This is a genomic window from Brachybacterium sp. p3-SID1565 (genome assembly GCF_025143785.1).
In the GTDB taxonomy this organism is placed as follows: Bacteria; Actinomycetota; Actinomycetes; order Actinomycetales; family Dermabacteraceae; genus Brachybacterium; species Brachybacterium epidermidis.
Window position 1 is genome coordinate 1 of the sequence record NZ_JAMBDS010000024.1, and the last position, 15258, is coordinate 15258.

At 71.8% G+C, this 15258-nt stretch carries 16 protein-coding genes; 6 read left to right on the forward strand and 10 right to left on the reverse strand.

Features of this window, described 5'->3' with window-relative positions; genetic code table 11:
• Nucleotides 1–172: 172 nt before the first annotated feature.
• Complete coding sequence (gene nadE / locus M4D54_RS07375; RefSeq protein ID WP_259890843.1) at nucleotides 173–997, reverse strand: ammonia-dependent NAD(+) synthetase; 825 nt, start codon at nucleotides 995–997, stop codon at nucleotides 173–175.
• A gap of 84 nt (nucleotides 998–1081) precedes the next feature.
• On the opposite strand from nadE, the gene M4D54_RS07380 reads away from it, so the two are divergent.
• A complete protein-coding gene (locus M4D54_RS07380; protein WP_259890844.1) occupies nucleotides 1082–1876 on the forward strand; it encodes a serine hydrolase in 795 nt (264 codons plus the stop codon).
• A 117-nt stretch (nucleotides 1877–1993) separates the two neighbouring features.
• Here the strand turns inward: M4D54_RS07380 and M4D54_RS07385 are convergent, their stop codons facing one another.
• The 4 genes from M4D54_RS07385 to M4D54_RS07400 form a co-directional block, all read right to left on the reverse strand.
• Nucleotides 1994–2998, reverse strand: a complete 1005-nt coding sequence (locus M4D54_RS07385) for a C40 family peptidase (RefSeq protein ID WP_259890845.1) — start codon at nucleotides 2996–2998, stop codon at nucleotides 1994–1996.
• Between the two features lie 27 nt (nucleotides 2999–3025).
• Entirely contained in the window at nucleotides 3026–4195 is a 1170-nt protein-coding gene (locus tag M4D54_RS07390; RefSeq protein ID WP_259890846.1) for a dipeptide epimerase, read from the reverse strand.
• The gene (locus M4D54_RS07395) at nucleotides 4192–5346 is read right to left on the reverse strand and encodes a DUF819 domain-containing protein (RefSeq protein ID WP_259890847.1); all 1155 of its coding nucleotides are present in this window, start codon (nucleotides 5344–5346) and stop codon (nucleotides 4192–4194) included. Before M4D54_RS07395 ends, M4D54_RS07390 begins: the two co-directional genes overlap by 4 nt.
• Before the next feature lie 248 nt (nucleotides 5347–5594).
• Entirely contained in the window at nucleotides 5595–5924 is a 330-nt protein-coding gene (locus M4D54_RS07400) for a DUF3870 domain-containing protein (RefSeq protein WP_259789989.1), read from the reverse strand.
• A gap of 182 nt (nucleotides 5925–6106) precedes the next feature.
• On the opposite strand from M4D54_RS07400, the gene M4D54_RS07405 reads away from it, so the two are divergent.
• Nucleotides 6107–7486, forward strand: coding sequence for an MFS transporter (locus tag M4D54_RS07405; protein ID WP_259890848.1), 1380 nt, complete (start codon nucleotides 6107–6109; stop codon nucleotides 7484–7486).
• Between the two features lie 53 nt (nucleotides 7487–7539).
• On the opposite strand, the gene M4D54_RS07410 is transcribed toward M4D54_RS07405, so the two are convergent.
• Nucleotides 7540–8010: an SRPBCC family protein gene (locus M4D54_RS07410; protein ID WP_259890849.1), complete on the reverse strand. Its 471-nt coding sequence runs from the start codon at nucleotides 8008–8010 to the stop codon at nucleotides 7540–7542.
• Nucleotides 8011–8066: 56 nt separating this feature from the next.
• Here M4D54_RS07410 and M4D54_RS07415 point away from each other — a divergent pair, with 56 nt between their 5' ends.
• Both M4D54_RS07415 and M4D54_RS07420 read left to right on the forward strand, forming a co-directional pair.
• Nucleotides 8067–8897, forward strand: coding sequence for an alpha/beta hydrolase fold domain-containing protein (locus M4D54_RS07415; RefSeq protein ID WP_193865693.1), 831 nt, complete (start codon nucleotides 8067–8069; stop codon nucleotides 8895–8897).
• A gap of 26 nt (nucleotides 8898–8923) precedes the next feature.
• Nucleotides 8924–9058, forward strand: coding sequence for a hypothetical protein (locus M4D54_RS07420; RefSeq protein WP_259789984.1), 135 nt, complete (start codon nucleotides 8924–8926; stop codon nucleotides 9056–9058).
• Here the strand turns inward: M4D54_RS07420 and M4D54_RS07425 are convergent.
• The gene (locus tag M4D54_RS07425; protein WP_259890850.1) at nucleotides 9045–10277 is read right to left on the reverse strand and encodes a MalY/PatB family protein; all 1233 of its coding nucleotides are present in this window, start codon (nucleotides 10275–10277) and stop codon (nucleotides 9045–9047) included. The genes M4D54_RS07420 and M4D54_RS07425 overlap by 14 nt on opposite strands.
• Nucleotides 10278–10385: 108 nt before the next feature.
• Between M4D54_RS07425 and M4D54_RS07430 the strand changes: the two genes are divergently transcribed.
• Nucleotides 10386–11087, forward strand: a complete 702-nt coding sequence (locus tag M4D54_RS07430; protein WP_259890851.1) for a hypothetical protein — start codon at nucleotides 10386–10388, stop codon at nucleotides 11085–11087.
• Nucleotides 11088–11095: 8 nt separating this feature from the next.
• Here the strand turns inward: M4D54_RS07430 and M4D54_RS07435 are convergent, their stop codons facing one another.
• The 3 genes from M4D54_RS07435 to M4D54_RS07445 all read right to left on the reverse strand — a co-directional run bounded on the left by M4D54_RS07435 (nucleotide 11096) and on the right by M4D54_RS07445 (nucleotide 13716).
• Complete coding sequence (locus M4D54_RS07435; RefSeq protein WP_259890852.1) at nucleotides 11096–12361, reverse strand: alkaline phosphatase family protein; 1266 nt, start codon at nucleotides 12359–12361, stop codon at nucleotides 11096–11098.
• Nucleotides 12362–12517: 156 nt separating this feature from the next.
• Entirely contained in the window at nucleotides 12518–13408 is an 891-nt protein-coding gene (locus M4D54_RS07440) for a hypothetical protein (RefSeq protein ID WP_259890853.1), read from the reverse strand.
• A 23-nt stretch (nucleotides 13409–13431) separates the two neighbouring features.
• Nucleotides 13432–13716 carry a hypothetical protein gene (locus tag M4D54_RS07445; protein ID WP_193865687.1) on the reverse strand — a complete coding sequence of 95 codons (285 nt, stop codon included), beginning with the start codon at nucleotides 13714–13716 and terminating at the stop codon, nucleotides 13432–13434.
• 84 nt (nucleotides 13717–13800) lie between these two features.
• Here M4D54_RS07445 and M4D54_RS07450 point away from each other — a divergent pair, with 84 nt between their 5' ends.
• Nucleotides 13801–15258, forward strand: a complete 1458-nt coding sequence (locus M4D54_RS07450; protein WP_259890854.1) for a serine/threonine-protein kinase — start codon at nucleotides 13801–13803, stop codon at nucleotides 15256–15258.

The following is a 15258-nucleotide window of genomic DNA, read 5'->3' on the forward strand; positions in this document are numbered from 1 at the left end:
GCCGTCGGCCCGTGTGGGACCGCGGACCAGGCTCCAGCGCACGATCCGGAGCCCTCGCCCACCCCCGGCTTCAACGAGCCCATCACCCGTGACCAGGTGATCGGGCGGGCGAGCTCAAGCCCGCCCGAGTACCACGCCTACCGGTACTGCAGCATCCTGGACTGAGTCCAGGTCACTCCCGCCACCAGGTGTCATGCACCGTGACCGGCAGGGCGCGCTTGTGGCGGGTGCGCAGGAAGATCGTCTCGAGCTTCTCCGCCGCGGCCTGGTCGATCTCACGTCCCTCGAGGTAGTCGTCGATGTCCTCGTAGCGCAGGCCCAGCTCTGCTTCGTCGGTCTGGCCGGGGGTGCCGTCCAGCAGGTCCGCGGTGGGGACCTTCTCCCACAGCCTCTCCGCAGCACCGAGCTCCTGGAGCAGGCTCCGTACCTGGCGCTTGTTCAGGCCCGACAGGGGCAGCAGGTCTGCGCCGCCGTCGCCGAACTTGGTGAAGAACCCGGTGATGTTCTCGGCCGCCTGGTCGGTGCCGAGCACCAACAGGCCCAGGTCGCCGCCGATCGCATACTGGGCGCTCATCCGCAGCCGGGCCTTGGCGTTGCCCTTGGTGAAGTCGGTGAGCTCCTCGCCCATTCCCGCGGCGTACCCCTCGGACAGGCCGTCCACCCCGCCGGAGACGTTGATGGTGACCTCGCGGTCCGCGGCGATGAAGTCGAGGGCCGCCTGGGCGTCGTCCTCGTCGTGCTGGACCCCGTAGGGCAGGCGCACGCCCACGAACAGGGCTTCACCGCCCTGCTCCCGCACGCGCTCCACCGCGAGCTGCGCGAGGCGCCCCGCGGCCGTGGAGTCCACGCCCCCGGAGATACCCAGCACGTAGCCCTTCGCGCGGGTCGCCGCGAGGTAGTCCACCAGGAACTGCACCCGGGACTCCACCTCCTCGGCGGGGTCGATGGTGGGCTTCACGCCTGTCTCGTCGATGATGCGCTGCTGCAGTGGCCTCATGGCCGCGATTCTACGGCGGGGCCACGGGGCTCGGGCTACTGGCCGGTGGCGCGCAGCCCCTGACCGCCCGGCTAGTGTGGGGGGATGAGCCTGAGCACCGCCGCCCCGCCCACCGAGCGTCACGTTGCGATCGCCCTCGCCGGGGCCGACGGTTCCCTCCTCCACAGCCAGGACCCGGACCGCCCCTTCTACGCGGCCAGCACCATCAAGCTCCACGTGCTGATGGCAGTGCTGAACGCAGTCGATGCCGGGCACCTCGACCTGGACCGCACCGAGCTGGCCAGGCGCACCTTCACCGGGGTCGACGGTGTTCCGTTCACTCTGTTCGGCGACCACCTGGACCCCACGCACCCCGCCGACGGGCAGCCGATCACGGTGCGCGAGCTCGCGGTGCGAATGATCGACCGTTCCAGCAACGAGGGCACCGATCACCTCATCGAGCTCGTGGGACTGCCGGCCGTGGCCACCGCCATCGACGGGCTGGGCCTGACCGCCACCCGCGCGGAGCGACTGATCGGCGACGCGGCCGCCATCGACCAGGGGTTAACCCTCGAGACCACCCCTGCGGACCTGGTGCGCACCGTGCGCGCCATGGTGGGCCCCTCCTCGAACCTGCAGCCCGATCACCGCGTGCTCACCCGCGAAGCGATGTCCGCCCAGCGCATCCCCATCATCTCCAGCGCCCTGCGGCCCGAGGTGCCGGTGGGCTCGAAGTCCGGTTGGGTGGACGGCTACCGGCATGACGTGGCGTTCATCGGGGATCCCTACGGGCCCGAGGTCCGCTACCTGGCCGTGATGACCGCGGGCATGGTCAAGGCCGAGGCCGACGAGGTGATCCGAGCGCGGGTTCGGGAACTGCTGCCAGACCTGGCCCGCTGACCACCGCTTCACCAGGGACGCTCGCTGCCGGCACGGACACTCTGCCGGAGCGGGGTCGGAAGGTGCGCGCCGTGGAGGACTCCCTCCCGATCGCGCAGGCATCCACCCGCCCTCAACTCACTGCTGGATCACCCGCACCGCCCCGGCGTACTCGCCCTTGACGTCGTACCCGCTGAGCGACTCGACAGCGATCGTGCGTGGGGCATTGGGCGCGTGGATGATCAGGTCATCGCCCAGGTACAGGGCCACGTGCCGGATCTCAGGACTGCCGGGCCCCTCGGAGAAGAACACCAGATCGCCGCGGCGCAGTTCCTCGCGCTCCACCCGGGGGAAGCCGGAGCCGTTCATCTGCGGGCCGGCGTCGCGGGGGATCGTGATCCCGTGGTGACGGAACACCGAGTGGGTGAAACCCGAGCAGTCGAAGCCCCATGCACTCATGCCCGACCACAGGTACCTCAGCCCCAGGAAGCGCTCGCCGGTGGCGATCACCTCCTCCACCGTCGGGGTGGGGGGCACCTCGCCCGGCTCCCGGACCACCACGTCGGCCTCGGGCAGGTACTGGGTGCCGCCTCCGGGGACCGCCAGCTCCACCACAGTCCCCGTGCGTCCCAGCACTGGCAGCACGGTCCCGAAGGAGACCTCGATCCCGGGGGATGTCCCCTCTGTGTCCTCCATGAGACGGGAGCGGGAGGCGGTGACCGTCGCCGTCGGGGACGATGCCGCAGCCTGCGCGAAGCCCGGGTCGACACTCAGCTGGGCCAGCGGCACCCACCCCGGGTAACCGCGGGGATCACGCGGGCAGAGCTGATCGGTGACGACGATGCGTGCCCACTGCCCGTCGACCTCATCGACGATCACGCGAGCGCCCAGCAGGGCCTGGGTCTCCAGGCGGCCGGTCAGCCAGCGCAGCGTCTCGGTCGCGTCCATGGCGGAGTTCCAGGCATCCAGGTCCACCGGTACGGTCAGCGAGGGATCATCGATCCCCGCACGCTCCAGGCCCGGCCGCACCCACACGGTGGCCACGGCGACCTGGACGAATGCGGTATCCCCGGGGCGGGGTGCGGATCCCGCGGCGTGGCCCGCGCGGCTGCCGGGGTCAGGGGTGGGGTTCGAAGCGTTCATCGGTCTCTCCTCAAGGACGGTGCGGGCCTACCGGGGCGGGTCCTGGTCGGGGTGCAGCAGCTCCATGCCCAGGCCGGGCCCGCCGGTCAGCGCCAGCCAGCCCTCCTGGACCTTGTAGCCGCCGGAAGGGTGGCGGGTGGTGAGCCAGTCGGGGGAGTCCAGGTCCACCATGGTGATAGCCGGGTGCGCCAGCGCCACGTGCGCGGCGCCCGTGATCGTGATGCTCGGCTCCATCATCGCCCCCACCATGCAGGTGAGGCCCGCGTGCTGGGCCACATCGGCGATGGCCATCGCCTCGGGGATTCCGCCGGTCTTGGCCAGTTTGATGTTGAGCATGTCGGCGGCGCCGAGCTCTGCGATGCGGCGGGCATCGGCGGCGGTCCACACGGACTCGTCCGCCATGATCGGAGTGCTGACGGCGCGGCGCACCTGCGCCATGCCCTCCAGGTCGGCGGCCGCGACGGGCTGCTCCACGAGGTCCACGGGGAGCCCGTCGGCCTCGAAGGCGCCGATGATCTCGATGGCCTGCTGCACGCTCCAGCCCTGGTTGGCGTCCAATCGCAGGCGGGCCCCGGGGACCGCTTCGAGCACGGCATCCAAGCGCCGACGGTCCTCCTCCACGTCCCTGCCCAGCTTGATCTTCAGCACCCGGTAGCCCTCAGCAGCGGCCGCGCGGGCGTGCTGGGCCATCACCTCCGGCTCCTCGAGGGAGACGGTCATGTCCGACTCGATGCGGGTGTGCACCGCACCACCCAGCAGTTCCACCAGGGGGCGGCCTGCGGCCTTGCCCCAGGCGTCGTGCAGAGCCACGTCCACCGCGGCGCGCGCACTGCTGGCTCTCTGGACCGATTGCGCCAGCAGGGCGCTCAGCTCGGCGATGGTGCCACGGGCCCCGGTGAGGGCGGCGGTGATCGGTCCCTCCACCGCAGTGGTGATCGAGGCCAGGTCCTCCCCGGTGACGGGCTTGGTGTCGGCCGCGGTTCCCTGCCCGATCACTCCGGCGCGCAGCTCCACCTCGATGGCCAGGTACTCCACGGCCTCGGTGCGCCGAGCGGCGGTGACGAAGGGACGCAGCAGGGGAGCGGCGTGGCGATGCATGCGCACTGCCGCCACCTCCAGCTCCAGCGCCACGGCGCTGACGGGCAAGGCGGGCTCAGGCGTGCCGCCGGGGGTGCGGGGAGCGGGGCGGCCGGTCACAGCATGCTCATCAGCTGAGCGGCACCCAGGCCGATCCACGTGCCCGCGAAGGAGCCGATCAGCGCGAACAGCACGCCCACCGGCACCAGCTGCCGGTTGAAGGCACTGGCCACTACGGGTGCGGAAGCGATACCGCCGATGTTCGCGGTGGAGGCCACGGCCAGCGAGAACAGCTCGGTGCGGGTGAGCTTCGCGTAGATAACCATGATCACGGCGTGCACCAGCAGCACCAGGAAGCCGATCAGCAGGTACAGCGGTGCCTGGGTGAGGGCGGAGAAGTCGGAGCCGGAGGCGATCTGGCCGATCACGATGAACAGCATAAGGGTGCCCACCTCCATCGAGCCGGCCACCTTGCCCAGCGGTGTGTGCGCCACGATCAGGCCCAGCAACGACACGATGAGGATGGTCCAGGCGGTGCCGTTGACCACGTCGCCCAGCTCGGGCAGCTGACCACCGATCCAGATCGCCACGGTGGAGACGAAGATCGAGCCGAAGGCAACGATCGCCAGGGAGGTCACGGTGATCTCCCGCTTCTCCTCAGCGAGGTCGGCGCTGGCGTGGGATTCCAGATAGGAGGTGTTGGCCTTGGTGAAGCGGTTGAAGCGATCGGAGACCGCCACCGAGGAGAACATCGCCATGAGCCACACCGAGTACACGATGGTGTCGGTGATCAGGGCGTAGCCGAAGATGTTCTCCGGTGCCTGCAGGATGTCCTGCACCGCGACCATGTTGGCGCTGCCGCCGGTCCAGGAGGCCAGCAGGGCGCCCAGGGCCTTCCAGGACTCCTCGTGCAGGGCGCTCTGGAACACGGCGTACACCGCCACCATGCCCACGGCGAGTGAGGCGGCGGCCACGAACATGGTCAGCAGCAGCTTCGGGCCCAGCTTGATGATCTTGCGGATGTCGCAGCCGAACAGGAACAGGAAGATCATCGCCGGCAGGGCCACGTCCTTCACCGCGGCTATGGGGGCGCGGGTCTCCTCGGCGTCGCCGAACATGCCCAGGGAGTTCAGGGTGGCGCAGAGCAGGTACATCAGCACCATGCCCGGCACGAACGTGAAGAACTTCCAGCCCGTGGTGCGTTCCAGCACGATGAGCAGGCATGAGAGGCCCAGCAGGACGCCGAGCATGAGCAGGCCGTCGGTGATCAACGGTTCTCCTTCGGGAAGGGCCGACACCCCGCTGACCGGGCAAAGAGAAATCGGAAGCGCACCGGACCTGCCGCGGGGCGGCACGGGCATCGCGGACGGCCGCCCTCCTGGGGTGCGGCGACCAGCGCGGCCGCCGACGGCGACACGCCTCGCGCCTGCCCACGAGGGGCGGCGCGTCGATGCCCTGTCCGGGCGCTTCCGACGGGATCCGGTGCGGTCAGGTACCGGGCTGACGGCGAGCGACAGGGTTATGCAGTTGTCCTGGCAGAGCCGTCGACCAGGTCGCGGTACTTCGCAGCGGCGCTCCGCACGGCGGCGGTCATGGCCCGCTGAGAGGACCCGTGGTACCGATCGATGATGGTCTCCACCAGCGCGTCCTCCTCCAGCAGACTCCTGCCCTCGAGCAGTCCGCGCACGAACTCCACGGTGAGAGCGAGCGCCGCGGTGCAGTCGGCCCGGAGGATGGCGTGGGTCTCAGTGTCGACCACGAGGCCCACGAAGAACAACCCGTACTGGGAGGTGATCGGATTGTTGCTCGGCGACTTCGCCTCCCCGGTCACGTAGATCGTCCTGGCCATGGGACGACAGTACGCGGTGGCGGGGCGGTTCCCGGCGACCGCACTGTGCCGCCCGCTTCCAGATCCTGGAACGTACCCACCCGTAACCGCCGGAGAGGGCGGGCGGCCGAGCAGGGTGGGCGGCTCGGTGATGTGTGCCCTCAGATGTGGAGACACCGGCCGGCGGGGTGTAGAAGGGAGCGGTGACCGATACCCCTGCGCCCCGGCCTGAGCCCCCGGTTAGGCTCGAGGACCCCGCCCGGCCAGAGCACCTGCCCAGCGCTGAGCACTCGCCCCGGCCCGAGCGCATGCCCAGGGCTGAGCGCCCGCGTCGGCTGACGCGCACGCACCGGTCCGAACGGCGGGGCGGCCCCGCTGCCGGAGCACCCGCCATCGGTGCCGTGCTCGCCGTGATCGCGGTGGCCACCGTGTCGCTGAACCTGCGGCCCGGTGCCACGTCCCTGGGCCCGCTGCTGGAGGACGTGGTGGCCTTCCACGGCCAGGGCGGGCTCGCGATGGGCCTGCTGACCGCGCTGCCGTGCCTGGCCTTCGGGGTGCTGGGTGCGCTGGCGGTGCCGATCTCCAAGCGGGTGGGTCTGACCGGCACCGTGGTGGCGTCCTTCGTGCTGGTGGTGGCCGGCCTGCTGCTGCGCCCCCAGGCGAGCACCTTCGTGATGTTCACGCTGCTGTCGCTGCTGGCCCTGGTGGGACCGGCGCTGGGCAACGTGATCGTCCCGGCGTGGATCAAGCAGTACGGCGGGCGCCGCACCGTGGCGCTGATGACCCTGTACTCGACCCTGCTGGGCGTGGGCGGGGCCAGCGGTTCCGCCTTCGCCGTCCCCCTGATCACGGACGAGGCCCTGGGCTGGCAGGACTCGCTGCGGTTCTGGGGCCTGCTGGCCGTGGTGCCGGTGGTGGTGTGGACGATCGTGCTGGCCCGCACCGGCCACGACTTCCCCCCCGACGCCGCCCAGGGCGAGCTGCGAACCTCCGTCCTGCGCTCGCCCACCGCGGTGGCGCTCACCGCGATGTTCGGTCTGCAGTCCATGAACGCCTACACGCAGATCGGCCTGCTGCCCCAGATCCTCACCCAGGGCGGCATGAGCGCGGCCGATGCCGGCCTCGTGACCGGATCCGTCGCGGCCTGGGGCATCCTGGGCGGGCTCGTCATGCCCACGGTGATCGAGCGCTCCCGCCACCTGCCGCTGATCGCCCTGGGCATGGGCCTGCTGACCGCCGCCGGGTACATCGGACTGATCCTGGCCCCCGCCGCAGGCGCACTGCTGTGGGCGGCCGTGCTGGGCGTCGGCGGCTTCGCCTTCCCCACCGCGATCGCGCTCATCCCCGCCCGGAGCCGCGACCCGCTGGTGACCGCGAGGCTGTCCGGGATGGTGCAGCCGGTGGGGTACCTGATCGCCGCCGCCGGCTCGATCACCGCGGGAGTGGTGCTGGACGCCACCGGCTCCGCGCACACCATGCTCACGATGATGGCCGTGACCGGACTCGCCCTGGGTGTGGTCGGCTTCCGCGCCGCCAGGCCCGCCTTCGTCGACGACGAGATGGGGTGCACGGCGCGCTCATAGCCCTGCTCAGCGCTGACAGCACGGATCAGGGTCGACGGCGCTGGCACCGCTGATCAGCGCCGGGCAGCCGCCGCGGCGATGTCCTCGAGGTCCTGCTCCATCGCCCTGCGGGTGGCCTTCAATCCGACCTTCGCCATCACACCCATCAGCTTCCCCTTCAGGCCGCCGCGGGACTGCGGGACGGCGCTGAACACCATCGTCAGCTGGGTCGTATCCGGCGAGCCGGAGATCGGGGAGAGGATGAACTCCGTGCGGTAGTCGGCACCGCCGGCCTCGGCCACCACGACGGTGCGGCGGGGCGCATCGGCCTCGACCACCTGCATCTCCTGGCTGCCCTCGAAGCCGAACATCTTCCGCGTCTCGATCCAGCGGGTGCCCACGCCGTAGGGACCCTGGGTCTGCAGGTCCACCGCGAGCACGTCGCGGAGGGTGTGGGGCGCGGCTTTGATGTCGGCGATCACCGCCCACACCTGCTCGGCGGTGGCGGGGATCTGGCGGCTGAGGCGGAGCTGGTGAGTGGCCATGGCTGATGGTAGTTCCGTCCGGGCGCGGCGGCGGCGGACATGGGAGGATGCAGGGCATGAGCATCGTGCGCGCGCTTAGCCATCTGTGGGCCCAGGGACCGTCCAAGCCGGCTCGCGACCTCGTGGACCGCCGCCTGGTGGAGCGCCGACGGCACCACCACGTGCCCACCACCTGGATCGACCCGGATCGCGCGGGTGGCGCGGGTGGCGCGGCCATCGTGCACCTGCACGGCGGTGCCTTCCTGCGCGGTGCGGACCAGAAGACCTGGGAGTGGCTGGAGGACGTGCGGCGACGCTCCGACGTGGCCGCCGCAATGGTGCACTACCGCGTGCCTCCGCGCCACCCCTTCCCGCACGCCTTCGACGACGCCCTCCAGGCCGTCCTGTCCCTGACCCGCAAGGCCGAGGTGCGGCCGGGCCACTGGGTGCTCTCCGGCGACGGTGCCGGCGGCGGCCTCGCGCTCGCCGTGGCCCAGGCGCTACGCGAGCACGGGGGCGCCCAGCCCGCCCTGCTGATGCTCACCACCCCCTGGCTGGACCTCACCGAGGAGCGGCTGCTGCGGCCCGAGCTGCGTGAGGCCGCCGAGCTGTACGCCGACGGCGCTGATCGCGACGACCCGCGCCTGAACCCGCTGCGCGGCCCCATGGAGGGGCTGCCGCCCGTGCATCTGAGCGTCGGCGGCAGCGACCCGCTGCTGGCCGATTCACGGAGGCTCAGTGAGAAGCTGCGCGCCGCCGGGGTGGAGCTCGAGATCCACGAGGCCGTCGAGGGCGGGCACAGCTACCCCCTGCAGCAGGTGGGCCCGGTGGCCCAGGCCGCCCGCCGCTCCCAGATCAGCGCGGTGCGCCGAGCCCTCGACCTCGAGCGGGCCATACCCCGCGCCTGAGCGCCCCGGCGCTCACCCGTCACTCCGTGGAGCGCGCGCGCGAGATCACCCGCACATCGATCCTCTCCTCGCGCGCCAAGATCCTGACCGGCACCGTCACGGACGCCGAGCTGCTGCTGAGCGGCTCCTCCGTGCTCCCGGGCGAGCTCAGCGGGATCTGAGCGCCAGCTCCCGGGTCATGCGCTCCAGGGACTCGCGCAGCACAGGGCGCGGCATCGCGGCGATCAGCCGGATGTGGTCGCGCCCCACCTCCCCGCAGGAAGCGCCGTCCGTGGGCAGCAGGCGAGCGGCCTGCTGGAGGTGTGCGGAGGCCGGGGCGGGCACCTCGAGGGCGCTCAGGTCGATCCAGCACACGTAGGTCGCCTGGGGCCTGCTCATCCGCGCGGCCGGCGCACTCCGGGCCAGGGCATCGGCCACCATCGCGGTGCAGTCCTCGATGTACGCGGTGACCTCCTCGATCCACCCCGAGCGATCGCGGTAGGCCGCGATGGTGCCCACCATGCCCAACGGGGCGACCCGGTGCCAGCTCGGCGGCTGGATCCGCGCCCACGCCTCCCGATCCCTGTCGCTGCTCAGCACCGCCTGGGCGCACTTGAGGCCGGGGATGTTCCAGCCCTTCGACGCGGACACGGCCGTGATCGTGTGCGCGGCAGTGCGGGGGCTCAGGGAGGCGTAGGGGAGGTGGGTGTGGCCCGAGAACACCAGGGGCGCCCAGATCTCGTCGGCGAACACCCGGGCACCGGTCTGCTCGATCACCTCGGAGAGCTCCGCGAGCTCCTGGCGCGTGAAGACCCGCCCGGTGGGGTTGTGGGGGTTGCACAGCGTCACCAGCTGCGCCCCGCTGCCGGTGATGGCCGCCCGGATGGCGGGCAGGTCCATGCGGAACAGGCCCTGTTCGTCGAGCACCATGGGCACCTCGATGACCTCGCGGTCCAGGCCCCGGATGGTGTTGAAGAAGTTCATGTAGGCCGGGGTGGGGACCACCACCGGCGTGCCCGGGTCCGTGGTCAGCGTGATCGCCTTCTCGAGCACCGAGATCACGTCCGGGACGGGGTGGACGTCCTCGGGCGCCACCTCCCAGCCGTGCGCGCCGGCGAGCCGTCGGGCGGTGGCCTCCTGGAGCTCCTGGGCCAGCTCCGGGGTGGGGTAGCCGAAGCACCCCACCTGCACCGCCTGTTCCAGGGCGGCCACGATCGCCGGTGAGGTGCCGTAGTCCATCTCCGCCACGAAGGCGCCGGTGACCTCATCGGGCAGGCTCCACTTGAGCGCCCCGGTCGAGCGCAGGTGATCCACGGTGATCGCATCCAGGCTCTGAGCCAGGGGCACGGGTGTCTCCTTCGAGGGCGGGGCGCGGTGCGCGGCGGTGAACGGACTTCTCATCATGACAGGAAACGCGCAGCACCGCTCCTGCGAAACCGTGATCGCCGATGAAGTGGGTTCTTATGGCCGGGGACCTGCATGTATAAGCAGAACTTTGCGACACGAACAATGCGTAACCAGAAGCTCAACGACTACTACCGCGTCCTGGTGCACGACCAGGAGGCGCCCACCCACCGCACGGCCCTGTACGACGAGCTGCGAACCCACCGACTGAGACATCGGACGGCCAGCTACCATGTGCCCGTGACCAGCCAGGAACCTGCCCCCGGACAGTACGTGCTGTGGCAGGGCCGCACCGCCGCTCCGGGGCGGCTGCGGGACGTGCTCGGCCCCTGCGCCCCCAGCGGCGTGCTGCGCCTGGTGGTGCAGAGGATCGCCCTGCACGACCAGGGCCGGCCCGCCGGTGAGCACGAGGTGATCTCCTCCGTGGCGGACGTCGACGGGAACCTGGTGGCGGTGCCGCTGCGTCAGGCGGTCCGCGCCGATCAGGGCCGGGCCGCCGCGCTCGACGAGGCCTTCGCGATGCTGCGACGGGACCTCGCGGAGGACGGCCTGCCCGATGTCGACGCCATCGAGGTGGTGCTGGACGCCGATGGCACCGACCGGGTGGGCATCGCCCTCGCGCTCGTCGTGTCCCCGCGAGAGGTGCAGGGAGGGGACGTGGACGACGCGGTCCACGACGGTGACCACCACATCGCCCGCCATGCCCCCGCGCTCGAGGACCTGCGCGACCGCCTCGCCGAGGAGACCGTCGGCCCGCTGCAGCGCGGATGGGGCGCGCTGATGGATCTGCTGCGCCGGATCCGCTGACCGGGGTCTCAGGCCTGGGCGAGTGCGGCCGGGCGCATCCCGGAGGCCGTCGCCGCGGGAAGGACGAGCCCCATCGACTCCGCCAGGGTCACGCCCAGATCGGCCCAGCCGCCCTCCACCCTCGTGCCGGGCAGGCCCGGACCGCTCCCCAGCACCGTGGTGGACGCGGTGGGATCGGCCACGGCACGCGGCCCCGCGTAGTACGGGTCATCGCCCTCGACCAGGGGGCGGTGCGTGGGGGACAGGCCGAACACGGTGCCCGGGGTCCCCTCCAGCACCGCGATCACGTCGGTCTGAGCGGTGGCCCCCACCCCGTCGTCGACCGGCCGCAGCCTCAGCCGGTAGTGCGCGGCGACCTCGGCGAGGGCCTCCATCGCCGCGCGGCCGACGGAGGGACTCTCGCCGCGCCGCACGTGGAGCACCCCGCGCGGGCCGTCGGGCCACACCAGTGCCCGGAAGCCGGCCAGCCGTGGGCCGTCGGTGCGCACCAGGCCATGGCGCTCCAGCACGGCATTGGGGTGGACCAGCAGCTCCACGGGCACCAGGGGACGCCCCGGCACCAGCACGATTCGATCCTCCTCGGTGGCGGCGAACGCGACCACCAGGCGGTCCAGGGCCTCCACCGTGACCGCCAGGGCCCGCCTCGCGGCGGAGGAGGTGCGCCCCTCGCGGCGCCGTGCCCGGCCCAGCCCGCTGAGCCGGACCATCGCCAGGTCCACCCGGCCGCCGGACAGAGCCTCCTCACCCACCTGCCCCACCAGGGAGTCGGGCTCGATCTGGGACAGGTGCAGCCCGGCCTCCCGTCGGTGCCGCAGGTGCTCGGCCACCATCCGCGGGGAGCTGGTCTGCTCAGCCATGCTCCAGCGGTCGCGATAGCGGCGCAGGTCCTCCACCAGGGGCAGGCACAGGTCGACCCCGCTCCCGGCTGTGGCCGGCCACTGGAGCGCGCAGGTCACCGCCCCCCGGGACCGCGCCACCTCCAGCAGGGTGGGGATCCGCAGGTCGTCGTGGTACCACACGCCCCCCACGGCCGGCTCGGCCGGATCGAAGGCGAGCTCCATCGCCACACCGGTGTGCCCCACCGAGGCGCCGGTCATCAGGCTCACCAGGGCCGGTGAGGGCTCGGAGGGACCGCCGGTTCGGATCTCCAGAGGAACGGCATGGCGGAGCAGGGCGTCGCGCAGCGGCGATCCCGGATCGGTGAGCGGCCCGTCGGCCAGGTCGGCGGCATCGAGCCCATCGACAGCGATCACAAGGGTGCGGCCCTGGTCCACGGTGCACCCCCCTCATCGTCCCGCGCCGGCAGCAGCACGAACGTACGAGGACAGGATTTCCCACGTGGAATCCCGCGGTGACCGGGCGGCCACGGCCAGGTGAACAGCCGACGAAGTCCGGTCGGGGTGCGCGTCCCCGTCGTCGAACCGGGAGGCTCAGTCGCAGAACAGGACGGTCTCCCGATCGCCCTGCCGGGCATCCTCGGAGCCGCTGTCCAGTGCGGTGCGCGGTACCCGTGGGGAGGCGATCACCTGGTCCATGGTGGCGCTCTGCACGTCCTGATGCCCGCGGGCGGTGCTGATGGCCGGTACGTGAAGGCCGCCTGCCTCCCCGGTGGCGCACAGGTCGAGCCCGTGCAGGGTCACCTGGTGCATGCCGCGCACCGCCTCCCCCTGAGCCCCGAGGTCCACCCGCATGGCGAAGCGCTGGGCGACCACCCCCACCTCGCGCGAGCTCGTGTCGATCACCGTGTGGGCGAAGGTACCGGTGGTCATCAGCTGCGGGACCGAGCCCTCCTCGGCCCGGTACCAGTTCGCGGCGATCCGCGGTGCCCCCACCGGTGCGAAGGGATCGGCCAGGGCGAAGGCGTAGAAGTGGCGGTTCCCGTCGTCCCAGGCCTCGGCAAGATCGTCCTTCCAGAAGTCCGGGGTCACCTCGTCGACCCGGGAGCGGGTCTCGGCATCGGAGAGCCCCGCGAAGCTCGACGGGCTCAGGTAGACGGCGCCCAGGAAGTCCACCAGCTGCTGCCGCGTCGGGGCGACGGAGGAGTCGTCCAGGCCCGCCTCCTCCCAGCTCGCGAAGTCGGCGAGGTCGCCCTCGATCGGCAGGCCGGTGAGCGCACCCGCCTCACGGGCGTCCCAGGCGGACTGATCGACGGTGGCCAGGGGGTCGCGCGCCAGCTCGGGGTCGGTGGCCACGGGCTGGGCGCCGGGGGAGCAGGCGGCGGGAGCCAGCAGGCCGATCCCCAGCACCGTCGCGGTGAGACGGCGCCGGGGCAGCAGTGCACGTGCGGCACGCCCGGCCGGAAGCGACCCCGTGGGCGGCATCCCGGGCCGGGGAGGCCCCGGTGTCATCGCAGCTCGGGCTCGGAGGTGTCGGCCCGGCCCGCATCGGCGTCCATGCGGCGCGAGATGGTGCGGGCCCGGTCGTGGTCGCGGTCCACGGCGCGGTCCACCAGCTCCTTGGTGTCGTGATCGGGCTCCTCGGGCTGGATCACCAGCCACACCACGAAGGCTATGGTCAGCACCGCGGTGCCGGCCAGCAGGATCCCGAACAGCGACCAGTTCGCCTTCACCGGATCCCAGAAGGAGTCGTCCCCCAGAGGGGCGGCGATCAGCAGCTCCGGAGCGATCACGGGTCCCCCCTTCGTGCTCTGCGGCCCGTCCCCGATACCGTCAGCATAACTGCCGGTCCCCATCGCGGATATGCTGGCCGGGCTATGGCAGACGTGATCGTCGGGCGCTTCGCGCTGATAGACCTGATCGCCAAGGGGGGATCCGGGTCCGTCTGGCGTGCCTGGGATCAGAAGACGCAGGAGATCTGCGCGGCCAAGGTGCTGCGCCAGCGCGACTCCGCGGACCTCATGCGGTTCGTGCGGGAGAAGGGCGTCAGCTTCGACCACCCCCACCTGCTGACCCCCTACGGCTGGGGTGCCGAGGACGAGCACGTGGTGATCGCGATGCCGCTGGTCTCCGGCGGCACCCTCGAGTCGGTGGTCAAGAAGCAGGGCAAGCTCGCCGAGCCCGCCGTGGTGGTGGTGCTGGAGCAGCTGCTGGACGGCCTGGCCCACATCCACTCCGAGGGCTGGATCCATCGCGACGTCAAGCCCGCCAACATCATGTTCGAACCCAGAGGCCGCGCCTGGCCGCATTCGCGCCTGGCCGACTTCGGCATCGCCGTGCACGAGACCGATGTGCGCTTCACCCACGTGGGCATGGTCAACGGGACCCCCGGCTACATGGCCCCGGAGCTGTTCGCGATGGCCGAGCCCACGCCCTCCCACGACCTGTACGCCGCGGGCGTGGTGGCGCTGGTGGCGCTGAACGGCCCCATCAAGCTGCACGACGGCGCCTTCCGGCCCGATGAGCTGAACCAGTACCTGCGCGGAGTCACACCGAAGCTGTCGGCCGTGATCCGCAAGTTGCTCGCGGCCCAGCCCGAGGAGCGCTACCAGGACGCCCAGAGCGTGCGCCGGGATCTGCCCCGCGTACCGCGGGGCTACCCCCTCACCCTGGCCGACGGCACCCCGCTGGAGTTCACCGACACGCTGCCGCCGCTGCCCCCGAACGCTCCGGGTGCGCGCAGGCCTGAGCGCCCCGCTCCCGGGGTCTCCGCCTCCTCGATGGAGGCGATCCGCGCAGGGCGCGTCCAGCAGGGGTTCTCCGCCGGATCCGCCTCCCCGCAGACGGGCCCGCAGTGGGCCGGTGGTCAGACGGGCGGTCCCGGCGGGCGCGCCACCGGTGGTCACGGCGGCGGGCCGAAGGGCAGCGCGCCGGGCGGCCACGGCCCGCAGGGCTCCTCGCGCGTGGGCACCCACACTGCTGCCGGCACCCGCACGAGCACGCAGCAGGGCACCCGCTCCCAGGGCATCACCGGCACCATCACCAGCACGCTCACCGGCACCGGACCCGATGCCGGCCGCAACCGCAGCACGTTGATGGCGGTGGCGCTGGGGGCGATCGCCGCAGTGGTCCTGGGGATCATCGTGGCGGTGGTGCTGGTGATGATCTTCGACAGCTCCGGCAGCGCCGGGGCCACCAGCAGCATCGACTCGGCGTACGCCCTGGTCACCGTGGGCCAGGAATGCGTCCCGGAGGACGTGGGCGTGATCGGGCTGACCGAGGACGGCCACTACCTCTCCTGCGCGCCCACCGCCGACGGCCCCGCCTTCGGCTGA

What these genes read in the sequence shown, in the direction of transcription:
- nadE (WP_259890843.1), bottom strand. Translation starts at nt 997, where the DNA reads ATGAGGCCACTGCAGCAGCGCATCATCGACGAGACAGGCGTGAAGCCC.
- M4D54_RS07380 (WP_259890844.1), top strand. Translation starts at nt 1,082, where the DNA reads ATGAGCCTGAGCACCGCCGCCCCGCCCACCGAGCGTCACGTTGCGATC.
- M4D54_RS07385 (WP_259890845.1), bottom strand. Translation starts at nt 2,998, where the DNA reads ATGAACGCTTCGAACCCCACCCCTGACCCCGGCAGCCGCGCGGGCCAC.
- M4D54_RS07400 (WP_259789989.1), bottom strand. Translation starts at nt 5,924, where the DNA reads ATGGCCAGGACGATCTACGTGACCGGGGAGGCGAAGTCGCCGAGCAAC.
- M4D54_RS07410 (WP_259890849.1), bottom strand. Translation starts at nt 8,010, where the DNA reads ATGGCCACTCACCAGCTCCGCCTCAGCCGCCAGATCCCCGCCACCGCC.
- M4D54_RS07415 (WP_193865693.1), top strand. Translation starts at nt 8,067, where the DNA reads ATGAGCATCGTGCGCGCGCTTAGCCATCTGTGGGCCCAGGGACCGTCC.
- M4D54_RS07425 (WP_259890850.1), bottom strand. Translation starts at nt 10,277, where the DNA reads ATGAGAAGTCCGTTCACCGCCGCGCACCGCGCCCCGCCCTCGAAGGAG.
- M4D54_RS07430 (WP_259890851.1), top strand. Translation starts at nt 10,386, where the DNA reads ATGCGTAACCAGAAGCTCAACGACTACTACCGCGTCCTGGTGCACGAC.
- M4D54_RS07440 (WP_259890853.1), bottom strand. Translation starts at nt 13,408, where the DNA reads ATGCCGCCCACGGGGTCGCTTCCGGCCGGGCGTGCCGCACGTGCACTG.
- M4D54_RS07450 (WP_259890854.1), top strand. Translation starts at nt 13,801, where the DNA reads ATGGCAGACGTGATCGTCGGGCGCTTCGCGCTGATAGACCTGATCGCC.